Raw genomic sequence first — 12,293 nt, 5'->3', positions numbered from 1 at the left:
TTCAGAATTAAAGAGCTTTTATGAGGGGCTCGTTAAAAAAGGGAAAAAGAAAATGGTAGCGTTTGTAGCACTAATACGAAAAATTATTGTTATCGCCAATGCCAGATTAAAAAAATTTGAACAGAAAAAATCGCTAACTGCGGTATCACTGTGAAGCTGTGAATAAGGTGTGTAAGGCGTTTTCTGTCTGACTTTGGAAGTTTAATTATATGGGATGATGGTTACAACAGTTCAGCTACGAGTATCCCGGTTAAAATACAGATAAAACAGTCAGAGTCTGATTTTCCAACTTTATTCTTTCTTTGTTTGGCGGAGCCAATCTTTGACGGTTCGTTGGCGTTCGCGTGCAACCGTGAGTTGGTCGGGAGGGGCGTCTTGGGAGAGTGTAGAGCCGGCGCCGATGGTGGCGTTTTTGCCTACATTGAGGGGCGCTACTAACGCTACGTTAGAGCCGATGAACGCGCCGTCTTCGATTTTGGTCTGCCATTTATTAGCGCCATCGTAATTGCAAGTAATTGTGCCTGCGCCGATGTTGACATTTTTACCGATGATCGTATCGCCAAGGTAAGTTAAATGATTCGCCTTACTGCCTTTACCTAAGGTGGTTTTTTTCATTTCGACAAAATTGCCCACTTTACTGCCTTCTTCTAAAACGCTGCCTGGACGGATTCGGGCAAAGGGACCCACGCTGCAATTCGCCTTGATAACGGCCTCTTCAATGATGCTGTTGGCGTAAATTTCGGTATTTTCACCAACGGTTGTATTTTTTAAAATAACATTGGGGCCAATGCGAACGTTTCGATCCAATTGAACATTCCCTTCGAGAATGACATTGACATCGATAACGACATCGGGGGCAATTTCTATATTTTCCCCACGAGCATCGAAACGTTCCGGATCAATAATAGTAACCCCAGCCAGCGCCAATTTTTTCGCCATTAAACGCTGATAGTAACATTCTAATTTCGTTAATTCCCAGCGATCATTAACTCCCTGCACTTCTTCACAACACTGAGGGTGCACGCCGCCCACGGGGCAGCCCTCAGCTACGGCCAACGCAACCGTGTCTGTTAAGTAATATTCTTTTTGACAATTATTATTGTTTAATTGGGGTAACCACTTTTTTAAATTCGTTGCTGTCGTGGTCATAATTCCCGTATTAATTTCACGAATTTTTAATTGATGCTCCGCGGCGTCTTTATGTTCGACAATATTTAGGATATTTCCAAGGTCATCGCGAATAATGCGACCCAGCCCGGTGGGATCAGATAATTCAGCTACCACAACACCCAAACCATTGGGAGGTGTGTTTTCTAATAAACTGTTGAGCGTTTTAGGGGAAATCAACGGAACGTCACCATACAAGATCAAAACTCGATCTTCGTTTTGGCAGAAGGGGATTGCTTGCAAAACGGCATGACCGGTTCCGAGTTGCTGACTTTGTTGAATCCAGTGCACCGGCAAATAATTAAGCTTTTCGCGCACATGACTTCCACCGTTACCGTAGACCACGTGAATAATGTGAGGATTTAATAATTTGGCCGTGTTGACCACATGTTCTAGAAGAGGAATCCCCCCCAATGGGTGCAATATTTTGGGAGTATTGGAAGCCATTCGCTTCCCTTGGCCGGCTGCAAGAATAATGACGCTCAATCCCATTTTAATTCTCTTTTTTCGCTAATGCTTTTTGGCACTTTTACGTATCATTTGAATCGCGCGTAACTGAGCGACGGCTTCAGCCAGTTCTGTCATGGCTTTTGAATATTCAATCAACGCTTTCTGTTTGGCGAGCTGCCGTTCGGCTTCTTCTTTAGCGGAAATGGCGGCCGCTTCGTCAAGATCGACCGCATGCAACGCGGTGTCCGCCAAAATAGTGACAATTTCTGGCTGAACTTCCAACATACCGCCTGATATATAAAACACTTCTTCCTTGCCACCTTCTAAAATAGCTTTAATTTGGCCTGGTTTCAAAGAAGTTAATAATTGGCGATGGCCTGGGTAGATACCCAATTCACCCATGCCCCCTGTGACGACAATCATCTCCACTTCGCCGGTGAAAATAGCGGCTTCGGCGGAAACAATTTCTAATTGCATTGTTTTAGTCATAGTCTTCTTGAAAACTTTTTGTAGCCTGTATGGACGGCGATTAGATTATTATAGTGATTTCGCTTTCTCAATGGCTTCTTCGATTGAGCCCACCATGTAAAAAGCTTGCTCGGGCACCTCATCGTATGCGCCATTGATGATCCCTTTAAAAGCGCAAATCGTATCTTGCAACGAAACATACTTACCTGGAGCCCCGGTAAACACTTCAGCCACGAAGAAAGGTTGCGATAAAAAGCGTTGGATCTTGCGCGCGCGACGGACGGCTCGTTTGTCGTCTTCGGACAATTCATCCATTCCAAGAATGGCAATGATATCTTTTAATTCTTCGTATCGCTGCAAGATCTCTTGAACGCCTCGAGCCACTCGATAATGTTCTTCACCAATGATTAATGGATCAAGCTGGCGGCTGCTGGAATCCAACGGATCAATGGCTGGATAAATTCCCCGTTCGGCAATTTGCCGCGAGAGCACGACTGTTGCATCCAAATGCGTGAAAGTGGTTGCTGGCGATGGATCGGTTAAATCGTCAGCCGGAACATAAACAGCTTGGATCGAAGTAATGGATCCTTTTTTAGTGGAAGTAATACGTTCTTGCAGGGCCCCCATCTCTTCGGCCAGTGTCGGTTGATAACCCACAGCCGATGGCATTCGACCGAGAAGGGCAGAAACTTCAACCCCTGCCAAAGTGTAACGAAAAATATTATCGATAAATAATAGAACGTCGTGTCCTTCGTCGCGGAAGGCCTCAGCTAACGTAAGTCCCGTCAAGCCTACCCGCAAACGGTTCCCTGGCGGCTCGTTCATTTGTCCGTATACCAATGCCACTTTATCCAAGACATTAGATTCTTTCATTTCATGATAAAAATCATTACCTTCTCGCGTTCTTTCTCCCACTCCCGCAAAAACAGAATAACCACTGTGTTCAATGGCGATATTACGGATTAATTCCATCATATTAACCGTTTTTCCAACGCCCGCGCCTCCGAAAAGACCCACTTTACCTCCTTTAGCAAAGGGACAAAGCAAATCGACCACTTTAATACCGGTTTCTAATAATTCGGTGGCGCTAGATTGCTCAATAAAGCTGGGTGCTGGTCGATGAATAGGGAGTTTTTCTTTTGAATTGATGGGACCTAGCTCATCGATCGGCTCACCCAGCACATTCATGATGCGCCCTAAGGTTTCTTTTCCTACTGGAACTTCAATCGATTTTTCCGTGTTTTTTACAGCGATATCGCGTTTTAAGCCCTCAGTGTTGCCCATGGCAATTGTGCGCACAACACCGTCCCCGAGTTGCTGTTGGACTTCGAGCGTTAAATTATTTTCATCCACCTGCAAAGCATCGTATACTCTCGGGACAGCGTGACGGGGAAATTCAACGTCAACGACAGCACCGATAATTTCAATGGTTGTGCCTGATTTTGCTGTTGCCATTCTGTTTTACCTCCTTTATTGTAACTATTTAGCCTGTGGATAGAAACGCCCGTTTTTGAGCCTTTCACGTTAGGTGCTGAATAGTTATCTTTATATTTATGACTCACTCCACCGCCGCCGCTCCGGCTACAATTTCTGCAATTTCTCGCGTGATACCTGCTTGGCGCGCTTTATTATAGATGAGCCGTAACTCATCGATTAATTGCCCAGCATTTTCTGTCGCATTTTTCATGGCCACCATTCGAGCGCTTTGTTCACACGCAATATTTTCAATCACGGCTTGGTAAACTTGCGATTCGATATAGCGAACCAATAACATCTCTAATAAATCTTTAGATTCATCAGGTTCATAAATGTAATCCCAATAACTGCCTTCGACTTCTTCTTCACCGGTTTTTAGCGGTAATAGCTGTCGGACCAGCGGCTTTTGCACCATCGTATTCACAAATTCGTTAGTGGCAATATAAATAGCATCGATTTGTTGTTTGTCATATTGATCCAACATTGCTTTTACAATACCAATGATATCTTGGACTTCCGGAGCATCCCCCAGATGATCCGCTACAGACAAAACGTTTCTCCTATAACAGCGGAAAAAGGCTTCCCCTTTTCGACCAATGACGCAGAGGTCCATGCCGATATTGTCGGCTTGCCATTTTGTCATATCGGCAATGGTGGTACGAAATAAATTAACGTTTAATCCGCCGCATAAACCTCGATCGGTGGTAACGATGATATAACCTACGCGCTTGATATTTTCGCGTTGTTGCAAATAGGGGTGAGGATATTCCGCATGACTGGCGACAACGTGACTAATTACCTTCCGGATTTTGCTGGCATAAGGACGAGACATCGCCATGCGATCCTGTGATTTTCGCATTTTACTCGCGGCGACAAGCTCCATCGCACGCGTTATTTTTTGCGTGTTTTTAATGCTTGCAATTTTCGTTCGTATTTCTCGTGCTTTGGGCATCGCTTTTCTCAGATCATCTCTCCGTAGGGAAGAATCCAGGCGTGCCAAAGGCGCGCTGCGCATTTCGTGCGCTGAATCTTCGCTTACGCGGAATGACAATTTAGTAACTCTGAGTTTTTACAAACTCCTCTACAACCGCTTTAATTTTTTCTATTATTTTTTCGGAATAATTCGGATTTTTATTAATTTCGTCTAAGAGATCTTGGTGTTGATCGCGAAGGAAGCTTAATACCGATCTTTCAAAATCAACGACTTTCTTAAGCTCCACTTGATCGAGATAACTGTTATTGACCACGTACCAAATAATTGCCATTTCGCCTACGCTTAATGGCTGGTATTGGGGCTGTTTTAAAATCTCTATCACGCGTTGGCCGTGTTCTAATTGTTTGCGAGTGGCCTCGTCTAAATCGGAAGCAAATTGGGAGAACGCTTCTAATTCGCGGTACTGCGCTAATGCAATTCGCAATCCGCCAATTAGTTTTTTAATAATTTTAGTTTGGGCCGCGCCTCCCACCCGTGAGACAGACAAACCTGCATTGATGGCAGGGCGAATACCCGCGTTAAATAAATTAACGTCGAGATAAATTTGACCGTCGGTAATGGAAATTACGTTGGTTGGGATAAAGGCCGAAACGTCACCTGCTTGAGTTTCGATAATAGGCAATGCGGTTAATGAGCCTGTTTTTCCAGTTACTTTTCCTTTAGTAAACTGTTTGACATACGCTTCGTTCACATGGGCAGCGCGTTCCAATAAGCGCGAATGCAAATAAAAAATATCCCCTGGGTAGGCTTCACGACCAGGGGGGCGTCTCAACAAGAGAGAAATTTGACGATAGGCCCACGCTTGTTTGGTAAGATCGTCATAAACAATTAACGAATCTTGCCCCCGATCGCGAAAATATTCTCCTATTGTGCAACCCGCATAAGGCGCTAAATATTGCAAAGCAGCCGCTTCAGAGGCACCTGCATTAACAACAATGGTGTGTTCCATAGCCCCATGTTCTTCTAATTTTCGCACGACAGCCGCTACCGACGATTGTTTTTGTCCAATAGCGACGTAAATACATTTCACGCCGGTGTGTTTTTGATTGATGATCGTATCGATAGCAATAGCGGTCTTTCCGGTTTGGCGATCGCCGATAATTAATTCACGCTGTCCTCGACCGATCGGCACCATGGCATCGATTGATTTAAGACCGGTCGGTAAAGAGGTGTCCACGGATTTTCGAGTGATGACGCCGGGCGCCACTTTCTCTATCGGGGAAGTTTCAGAAGTATTGATAGGTCCTTTGCCATCAATGGGTTTGCCCAATCCGTCCACTACTCGCCCCAGAAGGGCTTCTCCCACGGGAACTTCAAGGATTTCCCCCGTACATCGCACTGTCATGCCTTCTTCTAAATGTCCATAAGGCCCCATCACGACCGCGCCGACGTAATCGCGCTCAAGATTAAAGGCAAGTCCATAAGTGTTTTCAGGAAATTCGACCATTTCCCCAAACATAACATCACGCAGTCCATAAACATGGACAATCCCATCCTTAACATTAAGAATGGTTCCTTCCGTGCGCTCTTCGGCTTTAATTCCGAATTTTTCGATGCGGGATTCAATAATGTCGCTAATTTCGGCTGCTCGTAATTGCGTGCTCATAAACTTTATTACCCCTTTAAATTTCCCGCCAACCGGGTTAATTTACTTTTGATAGAACCATCCATTACCCAATTGCCGACACGAATAATAACGCCGCCGAGCAAAGATTCGTCCTTTATCATTTTTAATTTAACCTCGGTATTAAATCGCTTTTCCAATTGCTTTTGTATTTGTTGGCGGTGTTCGTCGTTTAATGGAAAAACATAAGTGACAGAAGCTTCGATTATACCTTGGTATTTATTGAGTAACTGCTGGTAGGCCAAAGCAATGTCCGGCAAAATCATTAATCTTTTTTCATCAATGAGTAATTGAAGAAAGTGATCTATTTTATCTTTCAATTGTTTTGTTGATTCCGGTTCGATGGTTTGAATGAGATCAGATAATAAAGTTTTTATTTCTTTGTCCGAAAATTTCGGGTTAATAATCTGGCGAGCCACTTCTTTATTTTTAATAATTTTAGAAAAAGCAATGAATACATCTAGCCATGCCTCTAGCTGATTGGCCTTTTGGCCATCCGCAAAGGCTGCTTTTGCGTAAGGTCTTGCTAGCGTTAAATGCAGTGCCATTAAATTTCACTCACTAGTTCATCAACTAAACGGTCGTTACTGGCCTTATCCACTTCCCGCTGTAAAATTTTTTGTGCGCCTGCCACGGCAATAGTTGAAATTTGCTTCAATAATTCAGTTTTTGCAGCGTTATATTCTTGCTCAATTTCATTTTTGGCAAGTTGTATAAGATGAGCGCCTTCTTCTCGCGCTTTATTTTTCGCTTCTTCGATAATGTGATTGGCGCGCTGATTGGCTTGTTCGATAATATGGGCGGCCTGTGTTTTTGCTTCCGTTAATTGTTCTTTGGATTTAATTTCCGCAAGCTCGAGTTCTCTACGGCCTTCTTCAGCGGCTGCTAACCCATCAGCGATATTTTTACGTCGCGCTTCCAATGCTTTCGTCAAGGGCGGCCAAATGAATTTCATCGTCAAGCCGATAAAAACGACGAATACCAGTATTTGTACAATCAGTGATGAGTTAATATCCACAATCGTTACCTCTTACTATTTACAATTGTCATCTCTCACGTGCCGCTGTGACCCTCGCCCAGGCAGCACAGGCGGGAAATACAGGTGCGCTTTGCGAGAGAGCTCTGGGCGTCCTCCGCCCAGACGGGTAGAAGGTTGCCTATCAATGGCCTGTCACTCGCGTAGCCGCTTCAACAACAGCATTTAAAAATGGATTCCGGGCAAAAATTAAAATCAATCCCATTACCAGCGAAATAGCGGCAAAAGCGTCAACCAAACCGGCCATTAAAAACATACGAATCATTAACATGGTAGATAATTCAGGTTGGCGAGCCACCCCTTCGAGAAACTTACCGCCTAACATTCCGAAACCAATAGCGGTTCCCATCGCAGCGAGCCCGATAAATAAACCGGCAGCGATTGCTGAGAGGCCTTGCACACTTGCAATTAATTGAGCGACATTCATAACTTCTCCTTCTTACATTAATGGGATTCTGCTGCGAGGCTGATGTACACAACCGTCAGCATCATAAAAATAAACGCTTGAACCGTTATCACTAATAAATGGAAGAGTGTCCAAACCATGCCTAATGTAAACTGACTCCACCACGGCAACAAGGCGATTAGGATGAAAATTAATTCTCCCGCAAAAAGATTGCCAAAAAGCCGCAGCGCTAACGAAATGGGCTTAACCCCTTCATCAATCAATCGAAAGATAACGTTAATAGGTATAAGATACCAGCTAAAAGGCCTAATCAATACTTCTTTCCCCAGCCCAATAGCGCCTTTCATCTTGAAGTTATAAAAAATGACGAGAACGAAAACAGTAATGGACATCGCAAAAGTTAAAGTCGGATCAGCCGTAGGGACGGCCTTAAAATGCTCAACTCCGCCCATATGAAATAAACGAGGAATGAGGTCCACCGGCATGAGATCCATAAAGTTCATCAAGAAAATCCAAATAAAAATAGTCAGCGCGAGTGGGGCTACTAAACTGCGATCGCCATGAAAAGAATCTTTTACCGTGCTATCCACCGCTTCCACGGCTATTTCAATCGCATTTTGCCATTTTCCAGGAACGCTAGCTGTAGCGCGCCGTGCTACTGTATAAAAGATGAGGATAAATAAGGCGCCCAGAACAACAGAAATAATGAGGGTATCCAAATTAAGAGTCCAAAAGCCGCCATCGGTGAAAGTAAAATTATGCAGGTTCAGCTTCCAATGGGACATGTGGTGCTGAACATATTCGGCTGATGTTAATTTGGGCTGTACGTACATCTACACCCTATCTAATTTAATGAGTAGCGGTGCGAGCCAAAGTCCAAACTGGGCCCCCACAAACCCTACAATAAACGGCACAATAGCAACCGGAATAAAGAGCACAATAAGCACTACCAATCCAGCGTTTAGCGCCAAGTTAACCAACTTTCCAAGATAGAAAGCCACTAAAATCCGTTTAACCGCTCGTGGGCTCGTAGTCGCAAACAAACGGCGGGCAAAATAGAAGCTGGGGATGACACAAGCTGCGCCGCCCAACAACGCAGACAACACCTCCGTTGCACCACTAATCCACCAACCCGCTGCAATGATGACAACCACCAACGCTTGCAGTCCAACAAACCGGTAGGCGATACCGCGAGCATAGCGTGTCGCCAAATCACCAGACGACTTTTGACGCAAAAAACCCCTCCGCCGGAGCACGGTTACAATTTTCGCGAGTATATAGATTTTCAAAGGGAAAGGCAAGCTCATATAAATTATCAATAGGCTCGTACATGAAATGTCTAATTCGCTATTTGCTTGATAACCAAGCTGTAGTCCCCCAGCATTGTTTCTACGTTAGCATGGATGACCACCAGCTCAGCAAAATAAGCTTAATTGAAATGATTGATAGTTATCGTAAAATATTAAAGGTCTCCATTAGACAGAAAATCTATGTGCTTTTTAATGAAATCACTTAGGTTCACAATTTTCAAATTTAGCTTAAAAATATCTATAGAAAAAGGAAATGTGAAGTTCGTCCTTTCATCTTCCAGCAGTTCTGTCTTAAAAGATGATAGTACTTATTTAACAAGCCGAAAACACGCTATAGAAATTAATCTGTTAAAATATATGCAAACGGATGGTATGCCTAAATATGCATTACGGGAAGAACGAGAATATTTAGTCAATTTAATCGATGATATTATTATGAAAGACATCGTCGGTTATCACGGTATACGTTACCCGCATATTATTAAAGATTTATTCGTCTTATTAATCGAACGTGCTGGGAAACAAGTCAATATCAATAAAAAATAGCCAATATACTTAAAATATTACCGGACACCGCAAACACTATTTGGCTATATTCGAGGAAATTTATTTAATTTGGTTAGTGCCACAATTTGGAAAAACGAATGAAACATTGCTCTCTCCCAAGAAGGTTTATGCTACCGATATTGGCATGCGAAATATCATCGTAGGGTTTAGAGATCGTGGGACGATTTTTGAGAACATTGTTTTTATCAAAATAAAAAATAAAGATTCTCAGTATGTTTCCACTGCCGGGCAAGAAATTGATTTTTTCGTTAATGGGACACTCATTGAAGTGAAGTATCATAAAAGACATTTTCTTTAGGCTCTCCAGCTCATTTCATCGCAACGCTGCTTCCAAACTCTTGTACTTGTTTTGCGGTAAAACCGGCAGGAATTAAAGATGTCCATATTAGCCCAGGCAACTCCATTCACTCGAATACCTTTAGACACCAAATTTTCCACTAAAGAGCGTGTTAATGACGCAATGGCGCCTTTAGGTGGCTGAATAATCAATAAGGTGATCACTACCTTTATAGGCAGTGTTAATAATGGTAGTGCTTTTTTTAACTGCGGTAGGGCCGCGGGCCGCTTTAATCATGTAAAAATAGGGAAATACGTTGACCTCAAACGTTCTGCTTAATTGCTCTTGCGTAATCTCTTCAAAGCTTTTGGTGGGATATTGTTGCTCTGAATTGTTTACTAAAACATCAATTTTTTAAATTCTTTTAATGTTTCTTTCACGACCGTTTTACAAAAATCGGAAGGTGTGTAATATCTCCGGATAGAGCAAGACAGCGGCGGCCTTTTTCTTCTATGGCTTTTTGGGTATCCGCCACATCCCGGTGTTCGTCTAAATTAGGTAATAACAACGTCAGCCCCTTCAATTGCAAAAGCGACGGCTACAGCACGCCCAATACCGCTATCGCCCCCCGGTTACTATTGCTACCTTGTTAAGTAAATTATCACTGCCCTTATGCTGGAGGTCCTAATATTTCGGTGGGGGAACCATTTTAGATTCGATTCCTGGTTTAACCTCTTGCTTTTGAGCAGGTCCTTGTTTTTCAACGGATGAGAGCTCATTTCATTTTCACGGAAAGTTCTATAAAGCAGTAGAATAGAAAATAGACTTAATTTATAAATAAGCACTATTATCGGCTATTATTTAATATTCTCAATAAGAAAATCAAGGTGTTAAACTTTTGGTCTTCTTTCGCGAACGAGCATGGCGATTAAGGATATTACAAATAATACTAGAAAAATAAAAAATAAGATTTTTGCGATTCCAGCGGAAGCTGCTGCTATCCCGGTAAATCCAAATAAAGCGGCAATCGCAGCAATAATAAAAAAGATCAAATCCGAAAAAGCATGACAATCTCCTTGTCGTTAATTTCTACTTAAGACAGTCCACTTTTACATTGAAGCCAAAATGGTTGCTTTTTCTTTTAAGCGGCGCTGCTTTTTTGGTACCTTGACGAAGAATAAAAAAAGACCGCCAATAAGCAAAAACCACAGTACCGTGCTCATTCCAATTCGTTAATTGTCGAAGGCAAAAGCGAATGCTCCCACTAGCCAAGGTCCGACAAACGCCGTAGCTTTTCCTGAAAAGGCATGAAGCCCAAACATTTCCGTCCTCACGCGCGCTGGTGCTAATCTCATAATCAGGCCACCTGCTGGTCCCACTGCGACTGAGCAACATATTCCTAATACCCAAAAAGCCAATTGAGTTTTCATGAGAACCATCCCTATTCCACCAATCAGCATAATGACTAAGGAGATTAAAGGCATGGGCTTTGCTCCAACGTAATCATTCAAGCACGCGAACCCTATCGCTCCCAGCTGCGGCAATGTTTAAAGCGATTCCAAATTGAATGACTTGGTCAAAAGTCATGTTGAAAGCAGGAGCGGCGTATATACCACCGAAAGCGAAAAAGGTGTTTAAGCCATCGATATAAATTATACGGGCAATCAAAAACTTAAAGACTTCTTTATTATTTGAGCAGTCGACGTAAAGCTTGCCAGAGTTGTTTTACTCCTAACCAAATGGCTTTTCGGTAAGTAATGCCTTTTGTTGGCCGGTAAGAAGTCAAAAAGACAAACGGCAATGAGAAAATGAAATACCAACTTGCTACGAAGGGGCCTACAATCCGTATCTGTTCGGCTTCTCCTTTATTGAAACACGCCACATGCCCGGGAGTAAAGAGGAGTAGTGTGATTATTAAACTGAAAAGTCCAGCAAAATGACCCAATCCTCACTCCCATCCAGAAACTCGACCCCAATAGTAGGATGGGTCCAAATCTCCGAACATGGCATTGTAAAAAACCATACTCACTTCCAGCCCAACCTCACCTAAAATAAGCCAAATTAACGACCAAAGCAGATAAGCGGGATCAGGTTCGAAGCACAACAGACCGGCAGAAGATATTGATAGTAATGCAAAACATGAGCCACGGCTTACGTCAGCCTTCGTGGTTGGCAATAGAGGACTCAATAGCGCAACCATAAAAAGCCCAGGCAATAACACCTGCCTTTTTTGTTTTTAGCTTTTTAAAAAATATAAAATTAAAATAACAATCCTTTTTTTAAGAAGTAACCTAATGAAAAGTGCCCCTCCTTAAAGAGGGCGTTATAATGCGCCAACATAGAGTTTCTATTTTTAAAAAAAGGAGCAGGGCCATGAAAGATATTAAAATACTTGGTGTTGGTATTTATTGCAAAAGGGGTTTTTCAACTGTGTGGGATTGATGAGTGGGGTAAGGTGATCCACACGAGAGGGGTTAGGCGCTCAATATGTGCCCACTGTGGCAAGGCCTTAAGGTGG

14 protein-coding genes and 3 pseudogenes are annotated in these 12,293 nt (G+C 43.0%); 3 read left to right on the top strand and 14 right to left on the bottom strand.

What is annotated here, in order from left to right; all coding sequences use genetic code 11:
- Positions 1 to 291: 291 nt before the first annotated feature.
- From glmU to OWO34_RS08885, 10 genes and pseudogenes are all read right to left on the bottom strand, one after another.
- Entirely contained in the window at positions 292 to 1,659 is a 1,368-nt protein-coding gene (glmU, locus tag OWO34_RS08930) for a bifunctional UDP-N-acetylglucosamine diphosphorylase/glucosamine-1-phosphate N-acetyltransferase GlmU (protein WP_267257243.1), read from the bottom strand.
- Between the two features lie 18 nt (positions 1,660 to 1,677).
- Positions 1,678 to 2,106, bottom strand: a complete 429-nt coding sequence (locus tag OWO34_RS08925; RefSeq protein ID WP_267257242.1) for a F0F1 ATP synthase subunit epsilon — start codon at positions 2,104 to 2,106, stop codon at positions 1,678 to 1,680.
- Positions 2,107 to 2,154: 48 nt separating this feature from the next.
- Positions 2,155 to 3,608 (bottom strand): annotated as a pseudogene (gene atpD, locus OWO34_RS08920) (F0F1 ATP synthase subunit beta).
- A gap of 35 nt (positions 3,609 to 3,643) precedes the next feature.
- Positions 3,644 to 4,513, bottom strand: a complete 870-nt coding sequence (gene atpG / locus OWO34_RS08915) for a F0F1 ATP synthase subunit gamma (protein ID WP_267257241.1) — start codon at positions 4,511 to 4,513, stop codon at positions 3,644 to 3,646.
- Positions 4,514 to 4,613: 100 nt separating this feature from the next.
- Positions 4,614 to 6,161, bottom strand: coding sequence for a F0F1 ATP synthase subunit alpha (gene atpA / locus OWO34_RS08910; RefSeq protein WP_267257240.1), 1,548 nt, complete (start codon positions 6,159 to 6,161; stop codon positions 4,614 to 4,616).
- Between the two features lie 8 nt (positions 6,162 to 6,169).
- A complete protein-coding gene (locus OWO34_RS08905) occupies positions 6,170 to 6,727 on the bottom strand; it encodes a F0F1 ATP synthase subunit delta (protein ID WP_267257239.1) in 558 nt (185 codons plus the stop codon).
- Positions 6,727 to 7,197 (bottom strand): F0F1 ATP synthase subunit B, encoded by a 471-nt coding sequence (locus OWO34_RS08900; RefSeq protein ID WP_267257238.1) that lies wholly within the window; start codon positions 7,195 to 7,197, stop codon positions 6,727 to 6,729. The genes OWO34_RS08905 and OWO34_RS08900 overlap by 1 nt, the downstream gene beginning before the upstream one ends.
- A gap of 142 nt (positions 7,198 to 7,339) precedes the next feature.
- Positions 7,340 to 7,642, bottom strand: coding sequence for a F0F1 ATP synthase subunit C (gene atpE / locus OWO34_RS08895; RefSeq protein WP_267257237.1), 303 nt, complete (start codon positions 7,640 to 7,642; stop codon positions 7,340 to 7,342).
- Between the two features lie 17 nt (positions 7,643 to 7,659).
- Complete coding sequence (gene atpB, locus OWO34_RS08890; RefSeq protein WP_267257236.1) at positions 7,660 to 8,454, bottom strand: F0F1 ATP synthase subunit A; 795 nt, start codon at positions 8,452 to 8,454, stop codon at positions 7,660 to 7,662.
- Positions 8,455 to 8,940 carry an ATP synthase subunit I gene (locus OWO34_RS08885; protein WP_267257235.1) on the bottom strand — a complete coding sequence of 162 codons (486 nt, stop codon included), beginning with the start codon at positions 8,938 to 8,940 and terminating at the stop codon, positions 8,455 to 8,457.
- A 246-nt stretch (positions 8,941 to 9,186) separates the two neighbouring features.
- On the opposite strand from OWO34_RS08885, the gene OWO34_RS08880 reads away from it, so the two are divergent.
- Positions 9,187 to 9,477, top strand: coding sequence for a hypothetical protein (locus OWO34_RS08880; RefSeq protein ID WP_267257234.1), 291 nt, complete (start codon positions 9,187 to 9,189; stop codon positions 9,475 to 9,477).
- 40 nt (positions 9,478 to 9,517) lie between these two features.
- Positions 9,518 to 9,796, top strand: a complete 279-nt coding sequence (locus OWO34_RS08875; protein WP_267257233.1) for a DUF4143 domain-containing protein — start codon at positions 9,518 to 9,520, stop codon at positions 9,794 to 9,796.
- Positions 9,797 to 9,967: 171 nt separating this feature from the next.
- Here the strand turns inward: OWO34_RS08875 and OWO34_RS08870 are convergent, their stop codons facing one another.
- The 4 genes and pseudogenes from OWO34_RS08870 to OWO34_RS08855 all read right to left on the bottom strand — a co-directional run.
- Positions 9,968 to 10,186 carry an SDR family NAD(P)-dependent oxidoreductase gene (locus tag OWO34_RS08870; protein ID WP_267257244.1) on the bottom strand — a complete coding sequence of 73 codons (219 nt, stop codon included), beginning with the start codon at positions 10,184 to 10,186 and terminating at the stop codon, positions 9,968 to 9,970.
- Between the two features lie 25 nt (positions 10,187 to 10,211).
- Entirely contained in the window at positions 10,212 to 10,358 is a 147-nt protein-coding gene (locus OWO34_RS08865) for a hypothetical protein (RefSeq protein WP_267257232.1), read from the bottom strand.
- Positions 10,359 to 10,665: 307 nt separating this feature from the next.
- Positions 10,666 to 10,827 (bottom strand): DUF1328 family protein, encoded by a 162-nt coding sequence (locus OWO34_RS08860; RefSeq protein ID WP_267257231.1) that lies wholly within the window; start codon positions 10,825 to 10,827, stop codon positions 10,666 to 10,668.
- Between the two features lie 57 nt (positions 10,828 to 10,884).
- A pseudogene (locus OWO34_RS08855) lies at positions 10,885 to 12,054 on the bottom strand (MFS transporter); the annotation flags it as partial.
- Between the two features lie 94 nt (positions 12,055 to 12,148).
- Between OWO34_RS08855 and OWO34_RS08850 the strand changes: the two are divergent.
- Positions 12,149 to 12,279 (top strand): annotated as a pseudogene (locus OWO34_RS08850) (IS110 family transposase); the annotation flags it as partial.
- Positions 12,280 to 12,293: the final 14 nt, after the last annotated feature.

Source organism: Coxiella endosymbiont of Ornithodoros maritimus, assembly GCF_907164965.1.
In the GTDB taxonomy this organism is placed as follows: Bacteria; Pseudomonadota; Gammaproteobacteria; order Coxiellales; family Coxiellaceae; genus Coxiella.
Note: the sequence above shows the minus strand (reverse complement) of the source record. Positions and strands in the feature narration are given on the sequence as shown.

Excerpts from the sequence above, each read along its gene's own strand:
- glmU (WP_267257243.1), bottom strand. The coding sequence starts at position 1,659 with ATGGGATTGAGCGTCATTATTCTTGCAGCCGGCCAAGGGAAGCGAATG.
- OWO34_RS08925 (WP_267257242.1), bottom strand. The coding sequence starts at position 2,106 with ATGACTAAAACAATGCAATTAGAAATTGTTTCCGCCGAAGCCGCTATT.
- atpG (WP_267257241.1), bottom strand. The coding sequence starts at position 4,513 with ATGCCCAAAGCACGAGAAATACGAACGAAAATTGCAAGCATTAAAAAC.
- atpA (WP_267257240.1), bottom strand. The coding sequence starts at position 6,161 with ATGAGCACGCAATTACGAGCAGCCGAAATTAGCGACATTATTGAATCC.
- OWO34_RS08905 (WP_267257239.1), bottom strand. The coding sequence starts at position 6,727 with ATGGCACTGCATTTAACGCTAGCAAGACCTTACGCAAAAGCAGCCTTT.
- atpE (WP_267257237.1), bottom strand. The coding sequence starts at position 7,642 with ATGAATGTCGCTCAATTAATTGCAAGTGTGCAAGGCCTCTCAGCAATC.
- atpB (WP_267257236.1), bottom strand. The coding sequence starts at position 8,454 with ATGTACGTACAGCCCAAATTAACATCAGCCGAATATGTTCAGCACCAC.